This window comes from Pedobacter sp. SAFR-022, assembly GCF_051965375.1.
Taxonomy (GTDB): Bacteria; Bacteroidota; Bacteroidia; order Sphingobacteriales; family Sphingobacteriaceae; genus Pedobacter.
The window spans coordinates 661,859-680,191 of the sequence record NZ_JBQCME010000001.1 but is presented as its reverse complement, the minus strand read 5'-3'; the positions used below and the strand labels follow the sequence as shown (position 1 = coordinate 680,191).

The window sequence follows — 18,333 nt, the reverse complement described above, 5'->3', positions numbered from 1 at the left end:
ATCTGTTTGCAATATTAAATCGCGAAGCCTTCAGCTGCGGATCTGGACTCATATTTGTTAGTGTAATTTGTACACTAACACGTACCTTTGTGTAAATCTCTCAAATCCTATGAACAAGCGATTATTACCCCTTACAATTGGAGGCTTTAGCCTGGGAATGACCGAGTTTATGATGATGGGCGTACTGCCTGATGTCTCTAAATCTCTTGATATTTCCATCCCTACTGCAGGCCATTTGATATCCGCCTATGCACTCGGCGTTGTTATTGGTGCACCATTGATGGTAGGTTTGTTTTCTAAACTGCCGCCGAAGAAGGTACTCATCGGACTGATGCTGATGTTCGGTATCGTCAATGCACTTTTCGCCTTGTCGCCATCCTATGAATTTCTGATGATCACCCGTGTCATGGCAGGTTTGCCACACGGTGCTTTCTTCGGTATAGGAGCAGTGGTTGCCAGTCAGCTGGCCGAGCCTGGAAAGGAAGCCCGTGCAGTATCCATGATGTTTGCCGGTTTAACCATAGCCAACATCATTGGCGTTCCAATCGGAACCTATATTGGTCATAATTTTAGCTGGCGTTTATCCTTCTTCATCGTTGCCGCCTTTGGTTTAATTACTGCAGCCACAACCAAACTGTGGTTACCGGCAATAAAGAACAAAAATGAAGGTACTTTCAAGGACAGTCTGGCAGTTTTCAAAAACGTAGATCCCTGGTTGATCATTGGTATTTCGGCAATTGGTACTGGCGGGATGTTTGCCTGGATTAGCTACATTGCGCCCTTGATGACTGAAGTGGCAGGTTTCAGCAACAACAACATCACGGTGATCATGATCATTGCAGGTGTGGGTATGGCTGTGGGTAACTTCATCGGCGGCCGTCTTGCAGATAAATTCTCACCGTTGATCACAACCACAATACTGCTTTCAGCGATGGTACTGTCCTTGTTCGTGATTGCAGGGGTTTCACAATATCAGCCAGCGGCCATTGTCATGACTTTTGTAACAGGTGCTATTGCCTTCGCCGTGATCGCACCGATGCAAATGCTGATGATCAGTGCGGCTAAGGGCTCTGAGATGATCGCTTCAGCGGTATTGCAGGCAACAGCAAACTTTGGAAACGCCATAGGTGCTTTCCTTGGAGGCCTCCCGATTGCTGCCGGTTACGGTTATACGGCGCCGCAGTATGTTGGTGCAGCGCTTGCTGCAGTAGGTATTGGCTTTTGTATGCTGTTGATGGCTAAGCAACGGAACACCGTCTTGGCTAAGGGATAAGGATTCGGGCTTGTACATCATTTTAATGCTTACTTTTGCATTTTCTACCTGATATGGCGACAAGCATCCGTTTTTTCGATTTCTCCCAAAAAGTAAACTACAGAACTGAAATATTAGCCGGCCTCACTGTTGCGATGACGATGATGCCCGAGTCACTTTCCTTTGCCATTCTGGCGGGATTTCCACCTCTTGCCGGTTTATATGCCGCTTTCATCATGGGCCTTGTGACCTCCATTTTCGGCGGGCGGCCAGGTCTGATCTCGGGTGGTGCAGGTGCCACCGTCGTGGTATTGATCGCGTTAATGAAGTCCAATGGCATTGAGTATGTTTTTGCTGCAGTCGCGCTTGCAGGGGTCATCCAAATCTTAATTGGTGTGTTTAAGTTCGGTAAGTTCATCCGGCTGGTGCCGCAACCAGTCATGTATGGCTTCGTGAACGGTTTAGCGGTAATCATTTTCATGGCACAGCTGGAGCAGTTTAAAACCCTGATCAACGGAGAAACCGTCTGGCTTACGGGGCAGCCGCTGATGATCATGGCTGGCCTGGTTGCTTTGACCATCGCGGTGGTGTTTATTTTTCCAAGAATTTCGAAAGCTGTTCCACCTTCCCTGGTGGCCATAATCGTCGTATTTGCGGTGGTGCTCGGCTTTGGTATTCAGACCAAAACCGTCAGCGACATCGCCTCTGTGAGCGGCGGTTTCCCGCCTTTTCATATTCCAAACATCCCCTTGACGCTGGAGACCTTACAGATCATCTTCCCGTATGCGCTGATCATGGCAGCGGTGGGGTTAACTGAAGGCTTGCTTACCCTGAACCTGGTAGATGAGATTACCTCAACCCGGGGTAACGGGAACCGGGAATGTATTGCCCAGGGCAGTGCAAACATGCTGAACGGCTTTTTCTTCGGCATGGGTGGCTGCCCGATGATTGCACAAACCCTGGTGAACCTTTCCGCTGGCGCCCGCGCCAGACTCTCGGGAATCGTAGCTTCACTAACGATCCTGCTGATCATCCTTTTTGGTGCGCCCATCATTGGTCGCCTGCCCATGGCCGCATTAACCGGTGTGATGATCATGGTGGCCATTGGTACCTTCGAATGGATGAGCTTCAAGATCATCAACAAGATGCCTAAGCAGGATATTTTTGTCGGTGTACTTGTAGCGCTGATCACAATATGGCTGCATAACCTGGCCCTGGCCGTGCTGATCGGCGTGATTATCTCGGCCCTGGTTTTCGCTTGGGAAAGTGCCAAACGCATCCGTGCCCGGAAGTACATCGACGAGCAGGGGGCAAGACATTACGAGATATTTGGTCCGCTGTTCTTTGGTTCTGTTGCTGCTTTTAACGAGAAATTTGATGTGGCAGGAGATCCCGAAGTGGTGATCATCAATTTCCGGGAGAGTAAGATCACGGACATGTCTGCCATAGATGCCCTGCATAAATTAACCCAGCGTTATGCGCAGGCAGGCAAAACCTTGCATCTGCGGTACCTCAGCGAAGACTGTAAGGTGCTGCTTAAAAACGCCGCTGCAGTGATCGATGTGAATGTTGATGAAGACCCTACTTATCATGTAGCGGTAGACCGCCTGAAATAAGTTTAAACTTGCGTATATTCAAGTATGAATATCGCAGAACTAATCTCCAGGCATTTGCTGGATGTATATGCCGGGCCGAACTGGACCGAAGTGAACCTGAAGTCTACACTTGAAGGCATTACCTTTGAGGAGGCATCCCAAACCACCCCCGCATCTGCCAACACGATCGCTGGCCTGGTGCATCACCTGGCTTTCTGGAACCGCGTAATGGCACAACGAAGCCGCGGTGAAAAGGTCGAAATCCCCGAATCTAATGGTTTTGATAATTCCCCGCTAGCCAATGAAGATCATTGACAGAGCCTGAAACAGGACTGCTTCAAGTCGGGAAAAGTCCTCGCTGAGGCGATCAGCAGGCTTAGTAATGAGCAATTGCAGCAAGCCATCCTCCCGGGTTACCCCAGCGCTTATAAAAGTCTACAAGGTGCGGTAGAACACGTCCATTATCACCTCGGCCAGATCGTGATCTTGAAACAACTGATTAGGGCATTAAACGAGAAAATGTAACGACTTAATACCCAATTCATCCAGGGATCAAACGGGAGGTATAACTTTTGAGGCTTTGCGGCCGATTAAAGCAGCTATCCCTATACATGCAGCAATTTCAGCAGGAAAAACAACTTGCCATTATTTATACCGCAAAGACAGTGGTGATGCTCTCGCTGCTGTTTGTATGCTGCGGACTCATTTTTATCAGTTCCTGTCTTCTTGGCCCAGAGGCTGGTTCAAACCCCAAAGTAGTACGATCTCCAACACCAAAACCGGCTCCAGCCGGTAATCAAGGTACTATACAACTAGCTGCCAATTCCGGTTTATGGAAGGCTCCCCAGGAGGAAGAAATTCCCGCGGGTGCAACAGGTGAGGCCATTCGCTACGGTCGGGAGCTGATTGCCAATACCGGAAAGTACTTCGGGCCAAACGGTAAAATTGCGGCAATCTCCAATGGCATGAATTGCCAGAACTGTCACCTGAATGCGGGCACAAAGCTGTTCGCAAACAACTACTCCGCCTTTTTCGCCAACTATCCTAAGAAAGGCGCGCGATCGGGGAAAACCGATCAGGTAACAGACCGCATCTCTGACTGCTTTCAGCGCAGCCTCAATGGCAAGATGCCCGACAAGTCTAGCAAGGAAGTGCAGGCGATGATCGCTTATTTCAAGTGGGTAGGACAGGGGCCGAAAAAAGGTGAGAAGCCTGAGGGTACGGCCACCGAAAAGATCCCATACCTGGATCGCCCTGCAGATCCGAAGAAGGGATTACTGGTGTACCGGAAGCATTGTCAAAGCTGTCATGGCGAAAATGGGGCCGGGCAGAAATCTGAAGATCAGTTGAGCTATATCTATCCGCCATTATGGGGTGAAAACAGCTATAATGATGGTGCGGGCATGTGCCGACTGAGCAATTTTGCCGGATTTGTGAAAAATAACATGCCTTATGGGATCGACCATAACAGTCCCGTGCTGAAAGATGAGGAAGCCTGGGATGTTGCGGCCTATGTGAACAGCCGGCCGCGGCCACACCGGGAACAGCGCAAGGATTATCCGGACTTGTCGAAGAAACCAATCGATGCGCCCTACGGCCCTTATCCAGATCCATTTCCTGCAGAACAGCATAAATATGGACCTTTCCAACCGATCGTAACCTATGCGAAACAGCTGCAGCCCAAAGTTGAGGTTAACAAGGGGTTGACAAGGCCTTGACAAGGCGTTGACCTGGCCTTGGCAAGGCTACAGCCGGCTGAACCCCTTGTGAACACTTTGGCAAGACCCTGTGTGCCCCATGTTTGATGCTTAGCACATGGTTATTACTGGCTTTGCGATAAAGAAGTTACCTCGGTATACACTTAAAGCCATATATTCAAAGCAAATAATTGACACATTTGTGTCTGAGACGCTCCTGGAGAAAACTAACATTAAACCTTAAATTGTAAATGAAGACCTTTAAACCGCTAATTGCTTTAACGATCCTGGCCCTGCTGAGTACCACTGCATTTTCGCAGAAGAAAAAACCGGCCACGAAGTCTGGAAATCCAATTTTTCCAGGCTGGTACGCAGATCCTGAAGCCCGAATCTTTAACAATACCTATTGGGTGTATCCAACCTTCTCTGAAGAATATGGTGAACCTAAAAAGAACCAGAAGCCGCGGCAGCTTACACCGGAGCAGCTGGCATTGCAGAAAAACACCATCAATCCGCAGTACCTGAGACAAACGTTTTTGGATGCTTTCTCTTCCAAAGATCTGGTAACCTGGAAAAAACACCCGAATGTGCTGGACATCAAAGACGTGAAATGGGCTGCTTATTCCATTTGGGCACCCTCCATTACAGAAAAGAACGGTAAGTACTACCTGTTTTTTGGGGCGAACGATATCCAGAATGATGAGCAGCTGGGTGGAATTGGCGTTGCCGTTTCCGACAAACCTGAGGGACCCTTTGTGGATCATATTGGCAAGCCGCTGATCGATAAGTTCCATAATGGTGCGCAGCCGATCGATCAGTTCGTGTTTAAAGACGTAGACGGACAATATTATTTGCTTTATGGTGGCTGGAAACACTGCAATATTGCAAAACTAAATGATGACTTCACCGGTTTTATTCCCTTTGATGATGGAACGGTTTTCAAGTCGATTACACCTGAAAACTTTGTGGAAGGCGTATTCATGATCCATCGTAAAGGTAAGTATTACCTAATGTGGTCAGAAGGTGGCTGGATGGGGCCTGATTACAGTGTAGCCTATGCGGTGGCCGACTCCCCAATGGGGCCGTTTAAACGTGTGGGCAAGATCCTGCAACAGGATCCGGAGATTGCAAGAGGTGCTGGCCACCACTCGGTGATCAACACACCGGGCACGGACGACTGGTACATCTTTTATCACCGCAGACCGCTGACCACGAAAGTCGGTTATCATCGTGAAACCTGTGTAGATCGCATGTATTTCGATGAAAACGGTATGATCCTTCCAGTGAAAATCACCACAGAAGGTGTTGAAAAAAGAAAGTTAAAATAGACCTGATGCAAAAACTACAAGCGGTATTGTTTGACCTGGATGGGACCTTAATAGACTCTGAATATTTTCATTACAGCTGCTGGATGGATATCTTAGGCACATTTGATATCTCGGTATCTTACGAGGAATGGGCGAAGACCTATGCGGGGCACCCGCTGCCTGACAATTGCCGCGTGATTAAAGAAACCTTTAAGCTTGATATTGATCTGCAGGAGCTAATGGACTGGCGGGAGCGTCTGAGCCGGGAAGGTTTTGCAACAAAGGACATCAGGCTCATGCCTTATGCAGCAGAAGCTTTAGCCTACTTCAAAGAAAAAGGCTTGAAGATCGCGTTGGTAACGGCGAGTCCGAGAGACAACGTGAAGATCATCTTTGGGCGCAATGGCCTGGGGCATTACTTCGATACCATGGTTACACGCAGCGACGTGGAGCTGAGTAAACCAGACCCGGAGAGTTATCTGAAGGCTGTAGAGGCCCTTGGCGTAGAAAAAGCCGCATGTCTGGCTTTTGAAGATACGCTGAATGGCTTGCGTGCGGCGAAAGGTGCCGGTGTAACCTGTTATGCCATACAGCATGATGAAACGCAGCATTCGATGTTAAGCATCGCTGATAAGATATTTTTGAGCCTGGATCAAGCTATCGCAGCCTTGGAGGCAGAAAAACTTGTATAGTTAAGCTACTGATATAGAGAAAGGCCCGGGTTTTCCGGGCCTTTCTTGTTTATACTTGGATGTATTATTTAAGCTTTTGGGTCGTAAGAAAGATCGAAGCCGATATCTTCTCTGAAGTATTTACCGTCGAAGTAGATCCTAGCGGCATCGGCGGTCGCAGATTGCAAGGCATCAAAGAAGGTATCCTGCAGGCTGGTGATCGCAATTACGCGGCCACCGTTACTTTTAACCTGTGCACCATCGGTGATGGTTCCGGCATGGAAAGCGATGGATTTGCGGATGTTTTCAATGCCCGTGATGGCTTTGCCTTTTTCGTAGGTGCCAGGATAACCCCCAGCGACGATCATGATGGTTGCGGCACTTTTATCGCTGATCTTAAGCTGTACTTCGTTCAGGCGTTTGGCTGCAGTGGCTTGGAACAATTCTACCAGGTCAGATTCAATGCGTGGGATCACACTCTCGGTTTCCGGATCGCCCATGCGGCAGTTGTATTCAATAACAAATGGCTTCTCGTTAACTTTTATCAGTCCGAAAAAGATAAAGCCAGTATAGTCGATATCATCTTTTTTCAAACCTTCAATGGTTGGTTTGATGATCGTGTCTTCCACTTCTTTCATGAACTCCGGTGTTGCAAAAGGAACTGGTGATACGGAGCCCATTCCGCCGGTATTCAAGCCAGAATCGCCGGTGCCGATGCGTTTGTAGTCCTTCGCTTCCGGCAGGATCACATAGTTGTCGCCATCCGTTAATACGAACACGGAGAGCTCGATGCCTGAGAGAAACTCTTCGACCACAACGGTTGATCCGGCATCGCCAAATTTACCGCTCAGCATGAGTTTTAGTTCTTCCTGTGCTTCTGCATTGTTGTCCAGGATCAGTACCCCTTTACCTGCTGCAAGTCCGTCTGCCTTAAGCACGATCGGCGTTGCATGGTGTTCCAGGTAGGTTAAACCTTCTTCCAGCGTAGCTGCGGTGAAAGTTCTGGAGCCTGCGGTAGGTATGCCATGACGTACCATGAACTGCTTGGAGAAATCCTTGCTGCCTTCCAGGATGGCACCTTCTTTTTTCGGGCCGATCACCGGGATATGTGCGATGCTAGGGTCTTCCAGAAAGTAATCGTGAATACCATTAACCAAAGGTTCTTCAGGGCCGACAACCACCATTTCAATGTTTTCTTTGAGCACCAATGCCTTTACGGCAGCGAAATCATTGGAATTAAGTGGCACGTTTTTACCGTATGCAGCAGTTCCGGCATTTCCGGGTGCAATAAATAGCGATGTACAAGCTTCAGATTGGCTAATCTTCCAGGCGAAAGCACTTTCTCGGCCGCCAGAACCTAATATTAAGATATTCATATGGACAAAGATACCGGTTTGAGGAACTTTATCCAGTTTATGTTTAATTAATACAAATAATACAATTGGCGCCCCAACAAAGTACAGGATATTTCGTATTTTTAGCGGCGACAACTGCCATAATGACCTGTATAGGCGCAGTGGCCTGGTTGTTGTAATTTTCTCAATTTTATAAAATATTAGGCATAAGACATGTTAGGATTTTTAACCAAGGTATTTGGAAGCAAGTCGGAAAGAGACATCAAGGCTATCCAACCCCTTGTAATCAAAATAAACGAAGAATACGCTAAACTCTCGTCGATTTCCAACGACGAACTTCGTTCAAAAACCGTTTACTTTAAGGATGTTATCTCAAAAGCGCTATCCGATATCGATGGCAAAATCAATGACCTGAAAGCAAGTGCCGAAGGTCCTGAGCTTGATCTTGCAGGCAAAACTGCCATCTATGATCAGGTTGATGCATTAGCAAAAGACCGGGATAAAGAACTTGAAACCGTGCTGATGGACTTGCTTCCACAGGCATTTGCGGTGGTAAAAGAAACCTCAAGACGTTTCACAGAGAACAAGTTCCTGGAGGTTACGGCATCGGAGTACGACCGCGATTATGCGGCGAGAAAGCCGAATGTTACCATTCAGGGCGATAAAGCACTCTGGGCAAACCACTGGGATGCTGCGGGTAATGACGTGGTGTGGAACATGGTGCACTATGATGTGCAGCTGATTGGTGGTATTGTGTTGCACAGCGGTAAAATTGCGGAGATGGCTACGGGTGAGGGTAAAACCCTTGTGAGTACGCTGCCGGCATACCTGAATGCATTGGCTGGTCAGGGTGTACACATTGTGACGGTGAACGATTACCTTGCACGACGTGACTCGGAGTGGAATGGTCCTTTATTCGAGTTCCATGGTTTACGTGTAGACTGTATTGATAAACACGAGCCGAACTCGGAAGCACGTAGAAGAGCATATGCGGCGGATATTACTTACGGAACAAACAATGAGTTTGGTTTCGATTACCTGCGCGACAATATGTCTCAGACCCCAGGTCAGCTGGTACAGCGCAAGCTGCACTTTGCCATGGTCGATGAGGTCGATTCGGTATTGATTGATGATGCTCGTACACCATTGATCATCTCCGGTCCGGTACCTTTCGGTGATCAGCATGAGTTCTATGAGTTGAAACCACGTATTGAGCGTTTGGTATCTGCACAGAAGGATTATGTGACCAGAGCATTAAACGAAGCGAAGAAATTAATTAATGAAGGTAAGACCGGTGCAGATGAAGGTGGTTTAGCGCTACTTAGGGCACACCGCGGTTTACCTAAGAATAAAGCCTTGATCAAGTTTTTAAGTGAAGGTAGTGTTAAACAAACCTTACTTAAGACCGAGAATCACTACCTGGCAGATCAGTCTAAGAACATGCCGAAGGTAGATGAGGAGCTTTTCTTCTACATCGACGAGAAGAACAATCAGGTAGAATTGACGGAAAAAGGTATTGAGTTGATCACCAAATCTGGTGAAGACCCAAGCTTCTTCGTGTTACCTGATGTGGGTACCGAGATTGCAGAAATTGAGAAATCTACCAGAAGCAGTGAAGAAAAGGTTCAGGCGAAAGATGAATTGATGCGTGATTATTCGATCAAAGCAGAAAGAATTCACTCGGTGAACCAATTGCTGAAAGCTTATACCTTGTTTGAGGCTGATGTGGAATACATCATCGATGAAGGCAAGATTAAGATCGTAGATGAGCAAACTGGTCGTATTATGGACGGCCGTCGTTACTCTGACGGTTTACACCAGGCGATTGAGGCAAAAGAAAACGTAAAAGTTGAAGATGCTTCTCAAACCTACGCAACAGTTACTTTACAGAACTTCTTCAGGATGTACCACAAGCTTTGTGGTATGACTGGTACCGCAACCACGGAAGCGGGTGAGTTCTGGTCAATCTATAAATTAGACGTGGTAGAGATTCCAACCAACCGTGTGATCTCCAGAATTGACCACCAGGATTACGTTTACCGTACCGTAAGGGAGAAATACAATGCGGTAGCCGAAGAGATTCAGCAGTTGACTCAAAAAGGCCGTCCGGTACTTGTGGGTACAACATCGGTAGAGATTTCAGAATTATTGAGCCGTATGCTTAAGCTACGCGGTATTAAACATAACGTACTGAATGCGAAAATGCACCAGCGTGAGGCAGATATCGTTGCTGAAGCTGGTCAGGCAGGTACGGTTACGATTGCAACCAACATGGCTGGTCGTGGTACGGATATTAAGTTAGGCCCAGGCGTGAAAGAAGCCGGAGGTTTAGCAATTGTTGGTACCGAAAGACATGAGTCCCGCCGTGTAGACAGACAGTTACGTGGTCGTGCCGGTCGTCAGGGTGACCCAGGATCTTCACAGTTCTTTGTGTCGCTTGAGGATAACCTGATGCGTTTATTCGGTTCGGAGCGTATCTCGAACATCATGGTTAAGATGGGTATTGAGGAAGGTGAAGTGATTCAGCATTCCATGATCACCAAATCCATTGAGCGTGCGCAGAAGAAAGTTGAAGAGAATAACTTTGGTATCCGTAAGCGTTTATTGGAATATGATGATGTGATGAACTCACAACGTACCGTGATCTATGCGAAACGTAGAAATGCCTTGTTTGGTGAACGTTTAGACGTTGACATGAGCAACATGGTGTTCGACGTTGCAGAAGATATCGTTACGGAATACAAAGAGGCTGCAAACTATGATGGCTTCAAGCTTGAAGTGATCCGTAACTTCTCTATGGATACCGAGATTACTGCTGCAGAGTTCTCCAGCCAGAACATCAATAACTTGACTGATCGTTTGTTTACAGAAGCTTCTTCGTACTACAGCAGAAAGTCTGATGCCATTATCCAACAGGCATTGCCGGTATTGAAGCAGGTTTATGACGAGCGCGGTACTTACATCGAGCAGATCGTTATTCCTTTCACCGATGGTATCAGAAGCATTCAGGTGCCAGTGAACTTGAAGGTTGCGATTGACAATAACGGTAGAGAGATCACCAAGTCATTCGAGAAAACCATTGTTTTGGGCTTAATCGATGAGTCATGGAAAGAGCACTTGCGTGAGATGGATGAGTTGAAGCAATCTGTACAGAATGCGGTTTACGAGCAAAAAGATCCATTGATCATTTATAAAATGGAGGCTTTCAACCTGTTTAAAAACATGCTTAATGCAGTGAATAAAGAGGTGGTAAGTTTCTTATACAAAGGTGGAATTCCGGTTCATCAGGAACCAGAGCAGATTCAGGAGGCTCCAGAGCCAGCTAAAGCTGTTCCGGCAAATGTGAAAACTTCTAAAGCGGAGTTCCAGTCGGCCACCAGTGACGCCATCGTTATGGACGACACTCGTGAGGCAGTTCCGCAGCAGCCCATCCGCAAGGAAGCGGTTACCGGAAGAAATGAGCCTTGCCCTTGTGGTAGTGGCAAGAAGTTCAAAAACTGCCACGGCGCAGGAATGTAATTTGTAATACCCATGGAGAATGCCGATTTTTGTAAAAGAATTTCGGCATTCTTTTTTTTAGGACCTTTTCATGAAGCTATTATTTACCTGTTTGTTGACTGTAATTGGTTTAACGACCCTGGCCCAAAGCAAGGGGACGGTGACAGTTGTTAAAGATCCAAAAATAGATACCATCATCGCCAAGAGGCTCCAACTGAATAAGAAGGAAGCTACTGGCACGGTCAGAGCAGTTGGCCCTATTGTGACGCAGATGGGCTACCGGGTGCAGATCTATTATGGATCTGACCGCAGGGCCATCTTCAAGGAGCAGGCCCGGTTTAGGACACTATATCCTAACCTGATGACCTATGTGACCTACAAGGAGCCAAACTATTACCTGCGTGTTGGTGATTTCCGCACCAGGATGGAAGCTCAAAAGCTGATGGCTGAACTGAAATCTACCTATCCGACGCTGTTTATTTTCCGCGAGAAGATAAACGCACCAACCTTAGAATACAGCAATGATTAAAGAAAAGATCCAAACTTTAGCAGCCCAGGTTTTTGATGATGTTGTCGCTTTCCGCCAGCATCTGCATGCAAATCCGGAGTTGTCGTTCAAAGAGTATGAAACCTCAAAGTTCATCAAGGATAAGCTTCAAAGCTGGGGTATTCCTTTTTCTAGCATGGCTGATACCGGGGTGGTTGGGATCATTGAAGGTGCATTACCTTCTGATCAGGTGATCGCACTGCGCGCAGACATGGACGCACTGCCGATCTTTGAAACCAACGATAAACCATATGCTTCGAAGAACCCGGGTGTGATGCATGCCTGCGGTCATGATGTGCACAGCTCCTCTTTGCTGGGCACTGCATTTATATTAAATAGCCTGAAGGATTCTTTTGGCGGTACCATCAAGCTGATCTTTCAGCCTGCTGAGGAGGTGTTGCCGGGTGGCGCGAGTATCATGATCAAAGAGGGTGTGCTGGAAAATCCTGTACCCCATAATATCGTGGGTCAGCATGTGATGCCATTGATTCAGAGTGGTAAGGTAGGCTTCCGTTCGGGTATATACATGGCCAGCACGGATGAGCTGTATGTGACAGTTCATGGTAAGGGCGGTCATGGCGCACAGCCGCACCAGAACATCGATCCGGTGTTGATTACTGCACATATTCTGGTTGCACTGCAACAAGTGGTGAGCCGCAATGCAGATCCACGTTTACCGACGGTACTTTCCTTTGGGAAGGTGAACGCGAACGGTGCTACGAACATCATTCCGAATGAGGTAAAACTTGAAGGTACTTTCAGAACGCTTAACGAAGACTGGCGTAAGGAAGCACTTGCCAGGATGAAGAAGATGGCAGAAGGTATTGCGGAGAGCATGGGCGGTAGCTGTGATTTCAACATCATGCACGGTTATCCATTCCTGATCAATGAGGAGCAGCTTACAGCCAACGCAAGGGCTTATGCAGAAGATTACCTGGGTAAGGAAAACGTTGAAGACCTCGACATCTGGATGGCGGCAGAAGATTTTGCCTACTACTCGCAGGTAACGAACGCTTGCTTCTATCGCCTGGGTACCGGCAATCCAGCGAAAAACACCACAAACTCTGTACACACCCCAAACTTCGACATTGATGAAGATGCGCTGAAAACCTCTACGGGTTTAATGGCCTACATCGCTTTGAAGCAGTTGGGTAATTAGTTGTAATGCTTAAAAAACTCTTTCTTTTCTTTTTTGCCCTGGCATGGACGGCAGCGTCTGCGCAGGAGATTGAACGCTTCAATCCGGATACCATCCAGACCATTCAGCTGGATTCTGTGGTGAACATCAAAGCGAGCCGCCTGAATGTGGAGTCTTTCGTGCAGGCCATCATCAATGATACCAGCTTCTATCAGGCTTTCCGGGAGATGAAGAAATACCGGTTCCTGGCCGAGAACAGATTCTATACTTACGACAAAAAGAATAAGGTTAACGGTAAGATATATCGTAAAATCAATCACCTGAATACTAAAGGCAACAAGGTGCAATACCTGCTGAAACAGGACAGCGGTAAGGTTTTCAAGAAGAACGGTAAGTACCAGCTGTATACTTTGGAAATGTTCGACTACATCTTCATGAACGCCTACCAGTCGGAATTCTCTGACGGCAGTTTCAACGCTAAAACAGCGGACGGGAAGAATGGCAGCTACAAGGATAAACTTAAAACGCTGATCTTCTCGCCGGGCAGGCCCGTCAAAGGACTGCCTTTGATTGGTGGTAAAACGGAGATCTTCTCCGCCAACATGCGGCAGTACTATGATTACAGCTTCCACAGTGCCACTTACCTGGATTCTATTCCGGTTTATCGGTTTGAAGTGAAGGTGAAGCCCGACCTCAGCAGCTGGACCAAGGACGGACTGATGATCAAAACGCTGACCACCATCTTCGACAAGCGTAATTTCGAGATTCTCGGGCGGTACGTCGACATGAAATATGACAATCTTTTATTCGACTTTGATGTACAAATGAACATTGAAATGAGCTACTTTAACGAAACCAAACTACCAAGCAAAATCACCTACCAGGGCAACTGGAACATCCCTTTGAAGAAAGAAGAACGCGCAAGCTTCCTGATCCTGCATAAAGACTATAAGAACTAAGAACACGAGGGTTTGCACAGCACATCGCCTGAGGCTTCTGCCTTGCAGCTTACACGATAAGAAATAAGCATACGATGATTATGATGTTGACGCTATTGCTGCTTCTGCTATAAAGGTGATTTCGCTTTTGCGCAGCAAATGGTTAGGGACAACAATTAAAAGAAATAACCTGCTTAAAGATCAGCTTTATCAGGTATCATAAAATAGGAATGAAACAGACTAGATACTCCTTATTTATCGCAGCCTTTATGCTGCTTTCTACAGGTGCGCAAGTTAAGGCGCAGTTATCCGCCGCACAGCTGGATAGCGTGGTGAACAAAACACTTACAACCTTCAATGTACCAGGCATTGCGCTGGGCATTGTGAAAGATGGAAAGCTGATCCACGCCAAGGGTTACGGGGTAAGATCCCTTAAAACAAACGAGAAAGTTGACGAGAAAACGCTGTTTGGTGTGGCTTCCAATAGCAAAGCTTTCACTGCTGCAGCGGTTGGTATTCTGGTTGATCAGGGTAAGCTAAGCTGGGACACCAAAGTTACGGACGTAATCCCGGAGTTTAAGTTGTATGACAGCTACGTAACGCAGGAATTTACGGTGCGCGACCTGCTCACCCACCGCAGTGGACTGGGCCTTGGCGCAGGTGATTTGATGATCTGGCCAGACTCCAGCACCGTAACCAAAGATCAGCTGATCCATAACCTGCGCTACCTGAAACCGGTATCTTCCTTCCGTTCCAAGTACGATTACGACAACCTGCTGTATATCGTGGCAGGTGAGGTTGTGGCAAGAATTTCCAAGATGCCTTTTGAGGATTTCATAGAGCAAAAGATCATTCAACCATTGGGCATGACGGCGACGGCTGCCTCCTGGTACAGGCTTAAAGATAAAAGCAACATCATTGACGGGCATGCGCCAGTAGGCGATAAACTGGTACCGGTGGGCTTGAGTTTCACAGAACTGGCCAACGCTGCAGGAGGGATGTATTCCAACGTGGAGGATATGAGCAAATGGGTGATCTCAAAGATCAATGAAGGTAAGTATGGGGCGGACCTGAGTAAGCAACTATACAGTAAGAAGGTTCATGATGAAATGTGGACGCCACAAACATTGGTGAAAGGCAGCTCGCCTTATAATACGCACTTCAACAGTTATGGCTTAGGCTGGTTTTTAAGCGATGTGAACGGCTATTTTCAGGCCGCACATACAGGTGGACTGGCAGGGATTGTGACGCAGGTGACCATCCTTCCAGAATTGAAGCTGGGGATTATCGTGCTGACTAATCAACAATCCGGCGCGGCATTTACCGCCATCACCAACACCATAAAAGACAGCTATTTTGGCATTAAAGGCAAGGACAGGATCAAGCAGTACAATGATTCACGCCTCGCTAATGAAAAAGAAGCAAAAGAGATTACGACAAAAGTATGGACCGCCATCGCAGCGCAGCAGAAAGCATCTAAAGGAAAAGGCAGCCTGCAGCAGATTGAAGGTGATTACAAAGATCCCTGGTTCGGGAAAGTGAACATTGAAGCCCGTAAAACAGGCTATTACTTTACTTCTAAAAACGCACCGAAGTTACAGGGCAATATGTATTTTTATAAAGGTAATACGTTCATCGTTAAATGGAACGAGCGAAGCCTGGATGCAGATGCTTTTGTGACCTTTACCCTGGATCATGATGCTAAACCGATCGGCTTTAAGATGGAGGCCATATCTCCCTTAACCGACTTTAGCTTCGACTTCCAGGACTTAGATTTTACACGACTGAATGATAAATAGTGAAACCATTAACAAGATCATGGATGCCGCCCGTATTGAGGAGGTTGTCGGTGATTTTGTTGCTTTAAAGAAACGCGGTACCAGCCTGATCGGGAATTGCCCTTTTCACAATGAAAAGACGCCTTCCTTCAACGTGTCGGTTACCAAAGGGATATACAAGTGCTTCGGCTGTGGTAAAGGGGGGGATGCCGTCCATTTTATCATGGACCACGAGAAGTATTCCTACCCGGAGGCGCTTAAGTTTCTTGCAAATAAATACAACATTCCGGTAGAGGAAACCGTACAAAGCCCGCAGAACATTGAGGCGCAGAATGCCCGTGAAGCACTGTACATTGTATCTCAGTTCGCTTCTGGCTTCTTTGCAGACCAGCTATGGAATGCCTCTGAAGGTCGTGCGGTAGGCCTGAGCTATTTCAAGGAGCGTGGCTTCCGTGAGGACGTGATCAAGAAGTTCGAGCTGGGTTATTCGCCAGATTCCTGGGATGCGCTGATCAATGCTTCTAAAGCAGCCGGGCACAAAGAAGCCTATCTGGAAAGCACCGGCCTGGTGGTTAAGAACGAGCAGGGCAAGGTGTATGACCGCTTCCGCGGGCGCGTGATGTTCCCTATCCACAACTTCACGGGAAGGGTTATCGGCTTCGGCGGAAGGACACTTAAGACGGACAAGAACGTACCCAAGTATGTCAACTCTCCGGAGAGTGACATCTACCATAAATCGAATGTACTTTACGGGCTCTACCACGCTAAAAAGGCGATCAGGGATCTGGATAACTGTTACCTCGTAGAAGGTTATGCCGACGTGCTTTCTGCACACCAGGCGGGGGTGGAGAACGTGGTGGCTTCTTCCGGCACCTCGCTTACCACAGAGCAGATCAGGCTTATTGGGCGTTTCACGCAGAACGTTACCATGCTGTACGATGGTGACGCCGCGGGTATAAAGGCTTCTCTCAGAGGGCTGGATATGATCCTGGAGGAAGGCCTGAATGTGAAGGTGGTGAATTTCCCTGATGGACATGACCCTGACTCCTACATGCACCTGGTGGGCTCTGGCGCTTTCAAGCACTACATCGAGAACAACCGCAAAGACTTTATCCTCTACAAAGCAGATACCCTGCTAAAAGAAGCCGGCAATGATCCTATCAAGCGGGCAGGCATCATCCGGGATATCGTAGAAAGCATTGCCAAGATCCCGGACAACATCAAAGCCTCGGTATTTATAAGAGAATGTAGTCACCTGTTGCAGGTCGAAGAACGTATTCTGCTGAACGAGCTCAACAGCATGCGTGCGGCCAAGTTCAAAAAAGCGAGCAGTCAGCAGGGACAATACCAACAAGGGCAGTACCAGCAATCCAACTTCCAGGCTTCGCAGTTCCACCCGGACCAGCCGCCAGAAAACCTCTTCGATGACTCAGCACAACCCGCACCGGTTCAAGCGGATCTGGAGGAAGTTCAAGAAAAGGAAATCGTGCGATTGCTGCTGGCCTACGGCCATGAACTGGTAAACTGGGACAAGATCGACAACATGTTCATCGGCTCTTTTATCATCCAGAACTTGTCGGATGTTAGCTTCAAGCACCCCATCTGCAAGCGGATCATCGCAGCCTACCGTGATGAAATTGAGAATGGGCAACTGCCAGTTGCCAATCAGTTCATCAAAAGTGAGGACCGTGAGATCGCCGATCTGGCAATTACCCTTTCTACTTCTCCGTATGCCTTGAGTGAAAACTGGTACAACCGGCACCAGATCTATGTACGCGATGAGACGATGAACCTAAAGGCAACCGTTCTAGGCGGTATTTTTCACCTGAAAAAGCGAAAGGTAGATCAGATTCTTCTCGACCTTTTACAAGAGATTAAGGAAGAACGTGATGCTACAAACCAGGATATCCTGATGCAGCGCTACGCGCACATCAAGAACGTCGAAAAAGAGATCTCCAAGTTCTTGGGTTCTGTGATTTTGAAATAGCCGGAAATCGCCGGGGGTATTTAGCGGATTTACCATTTAGGTTCCCAATTCTTTTGAGTATAAACAAATAAATGCCAGGGCTCCTGGCATTTTACATTTAGAAATCACAAGAAATATATGCCGGCAGGTTCGAAATCAATGGCAAGTTCCTAAATTGCTGAACGCTGAAACCAAGCAGCTCATTTAACCTGAACTCTGATCAATGGCAGTACACCTAGACCTGGGCCGGCATGGCGAACAACTTGCCAAAGACTTCCTGATCCATCATGGATACAGAATATTAGAGCAGAATTGGCGTTATGGTCGTGCGGAGCTTGATCTGATTGCCGCAATCGACAAGAAGATCATCTTCGTCGAAGTGAAAACCCGCCGTTCCGCCGATCATGGAGAACCCGAAGATTTCGTGAACTGGAAAAAAGAAAAACAGCTCGAATTTGCCTCCTTAGCGTACATTGAACGACTGAATCACCAGGGGGAGATACGATTTGACATAATTGCTATTATATTTGAAAACAAAGACCTTTATCAAATTAATCATATACAAGATGCGTTTTGGCCAAGCTAATATTA

14 protein-coding genes are annotated in these 18,333 nt (G+C 47.4%); 13 read left to right on the top strand and 1 reads right to left on the bottom strand.

Features of this window, described 5'->3' with window-relative positions:
- Positions 1 to 109 precede the first annotated feature (109 nt).
- The 6 genes from ACTHQF_RS02955 (at position 110) to ACTHQF_RS02930 (ending at position 6,543) form a co-directional block, all read left to right on the top strand.
- A complete protein-coding gene (locus tag ACTHQF_RS02955) occupies positions 110 to 1,273 on the top strand; it encodes an MFS transporter (RefSeq protein WP_440428358.1) in 1,164 nt (387 codons plus the stop codon).
- A gap of 53 nt (positions 1,274 to 1,326) precedes the next feature.
- Positions 1,327 to 2,868, top strand: coding sequence for a SulP family inorganic anion transporter (locus ACTHQF_RS02950; RefSeq protein ID WP_440428357.1), 1,542 nt, complete (start codon positions 1,327 to 1,329; stop codon positions 2,866 to 2,868).
- 24 nt (positions 2,869 to 2,892) lie between these two features.
- Complete coding sequence (locus ACTHQF_RS02945) at positions 2,893 to 3,162, top strand: hypothetical protein (protein ID WP_440428356.1); 270 nt, start codon at positions 2,893 to 2,895, stop codon at positions 3,160 to 3,162.
- A 296-nt stretch (positions 3,163 to 3,458) separates the two neighbouring features.
- Entirely contained in the window at positions 3,459 to 4,565 is a 1,107-nt protein-coding gene (locus ACTHQF_RS02940; RefSeq protein WP_440428355.1) for a c-type cytochrome, read from the top strand.
- A gap of 230 nt (positions 4,566 to 4,795) precedes the next feature.
- On the top strand, positions 4,796 to 5,872 hold the full coding sequence (locus tag ACTHQF_RS02935; protein ID WP_440428354.1) for a glycoside hydrolase family 43 protein: 1,077 nt from the start codon (positions 4,796 to 4,798) through the stop codon (positions 5,870 to 5,872).
- Positions 5,873 to 5,877: 5 nt separating this feature from the next.
- Complete coding sequence (locus tag ACTHQF_RS02930; RefSeq protein WP_440428353.1) at positions 5,878 to 6,543, top strand: HAD family hydrolase; 666 nt, start codon at positions 5,878 to 5,880, stop codon at positions 6,541 to 6,543.
- Between the two features lie 68 nt (positions 6,544 to 6,611).
- On the opposite strand, the gene purD is transcribed toward ACTHQF_RS02930, so the two are convergent.
- Positions 6,612 to 7,898, bottom strand: a complete 1,287-nt coding sequence (gene purD, locus ACTHQF_RS02925) for a phosphoribosylamine--glycine ligase (RefSeq protein WP_440428352.1) — start codon at positions 7,896 to 7,898, stop codon at positions 6,612 to 6,614.
- Positions 7,899 to 8,090: 192 nt separating this feature from the next.
- Here purD and secA point away from each other — a divergent pair, with 192 nt between their 5' ends.
- From secA to ACTHQF_RS02890, 7 genes are all read left to right on the top strand, one after another.
- The gene (gene secA, locus ACTHQF_RS02920) at positions 8,091 to 11,396 is read left to right on the top strand and encodes a preprotein translocase subunit SecA (RefSeq protein WP_440428351.1); all 3,306 of its coding nucleotides are present in this window, start codon (positions 8,091 to 8,093) and stop codon (positions 11,394 to 11,396) included.
- Positions 11,397 to 11,466: 70 nt separating this feature from the next.
- The gene (locus ACTHQF_RS02915) at positions 11,467 to 11,904 is read left to right on the top strand and encodes an SPOR domain-containing protein (RefSeq protein ID WP_440428350.1); all 438 of its coding nucleotides are present in this window, start codon (positions 11,467 to 11,469) and stop codon (positions 11,902 to 11,904) included.
- A complete protein-coding gene (locus ACTHQF_RS02910; RefSeq protein WP_440428349.1) occupies positions 11,897 to 13,081 on the top strand; it encodes a M20 metallopeptidase family protein in 1,185 nt (394 codons plus the stop codon). The genes ACTHQF_RS02915 and ACTHQF_RS02910 overlap by 8 nt, the downstream gene beginning before the upstream one ends.
- Before the next feature lie 5 nt (positions 13,082 to 13,086).
- Positions 13,087 to 14,019 (top strand): hypothetical protein, encoded by a 933-nt coding sequence (locus ACTHQF_RS02905; protein ID WP_440428348.1) that lies wholly within the window; start codon positions 13,087 to 13,089, stop codon positions 14,017 to 14,019.
- A gap of 209 nt (positions 14,020 to 14,228) precedes the next feature.
- Entirely contained in the window at positions 14,229 to 15,797 is a 1,569-nt protein-coding gene (locus ACTHQF_RS02900; RefSeq protein WP_440428347.1) for a serine hydrolase, read from the top strand.
- The gene (gene dnaG / locus ACTHQF_RS02895) at positions 15,787 to 17,763 is read left to right on the top strand and encodes a DNA primase (RefSeq protein ID WP_440428346.1); all 1,977 of its coding nucleotides are present in this window, start codon (positions 15,787 to 15,789) and stop codon (positions 17,761 to 17,763) included. The genes ACTHQF_RS02900 and dnaG overlap by 11 nt, the downstream gene beginning before the upstream one ends.
- Positions 17,764 to 17,965: 202 nt before the next feature.
- Positions 17,966 to 18,328 (top strand): YraN family protein, encoded by a 363-nt coding sequence (locus tag ACTHQF_RS02890; RefSeq protein ID WP_440428345.1) that lies wholly within the window; start codon positions 17,966 to 17,968, stop codon positions 18,326 to 18,328.
- The last annotated feature ends 5 nt before the right edge of the window (positions 18,329 to 18,333 follow it).

Coding starts and splice junctions, on each gene's coding strand:
- ACTHQF_RS02955 (WP_440428358.1), top strand. CDS start 110: ATGAACAAGCGATTATTACCCCTTACAATTGGAGGCTTTAGCCTGGGA.
- ACTHQF_RS02950 (WP_440428357.1), top strand. CDS start 1,327: ATGGCGACAAGCATCCGTTTTTTCGATTTCTCCCAAAAAGTAAACTAC.
- ACTHQF_RS02945 (WP_440428356.1), top strand. CDS start 2,893: ATGAATATCGCAGAACTAATCTCCAGGCATTTGCTGGATGTATATGCC.
- ACTHQF_RS02940 (WP_440428355.1), top strand. CDS start 3,459: ATGCAGCAATTTCAGCAGGAAAAACAACTTGCCATTATTTATACCGCA.
- ACTHQF_RS02935 (WP_440428354.1), top strand. CDS start 4,796: ATGAAGACCTTTAAACCGCTAATTGCTTTAACGATCCTGGCCCTGCTG.
- ACTHQF_RS02930 (WP_440428353.1), top strand. CDS start 5,878: ATGCAAAAACTACAAGCGGTATTGTTTGACCTGGATGGGACCTTAATA.
- purD (WP_440428352.1), bottom strand. CDS start 7,898: ATGAATATCTTAATATTAGGTTCTGGCGGCCGAGAAAGTGCTTTCGCC.
- secA (WP_440428351.1), top strand. CDS start 8,091: ATGTTAGGATTTTTAACCAAGGTATTTGGAAGCAAGTCGGAAAGAGAC.
- ACTHQF_RS02915 (WP_440428350.1), top strand. CDS start 11,467: ATGAAGCTATTATTTACCTGTTTGTTGACTGTAATTGGTTTAACGACC.
- ACTHQF_RS02910 (WP_440428349.1), top strand. CDS start 11,897: ATGATTAAAGAAAAGATCCAAACTTTAGCAGCCCAGGTTTTTGATGAT.
- ACTHQF_RS02905 (WP_440428348.1), top strand. CDS start 13,087: ATGCTTAAAAAACTCTTTCTTTTCTTTTTTGCCCTGGCATGGACGGCA.
- ACTHQF_RS02900 (WP_440428347.1), top strand. CDS start 14,229: ATGAAACAGACTAGATACTCCTTATTTATCGCAGCCTTTATGCTGCTT.
- dnaG (WP_440428346.1), top strand. CDS start 15,787: ATGATAAATAGTGAAACCATTAACAAGATCATGGATGCCGCCCGTATT.
- ACTHQF_RS02890 (WP_440428345.1), top strand. CDS start 17,966: ATGGCAGTACACCTAGACCTGGGCCGGCATGGCGAACAACTTGCCAAA.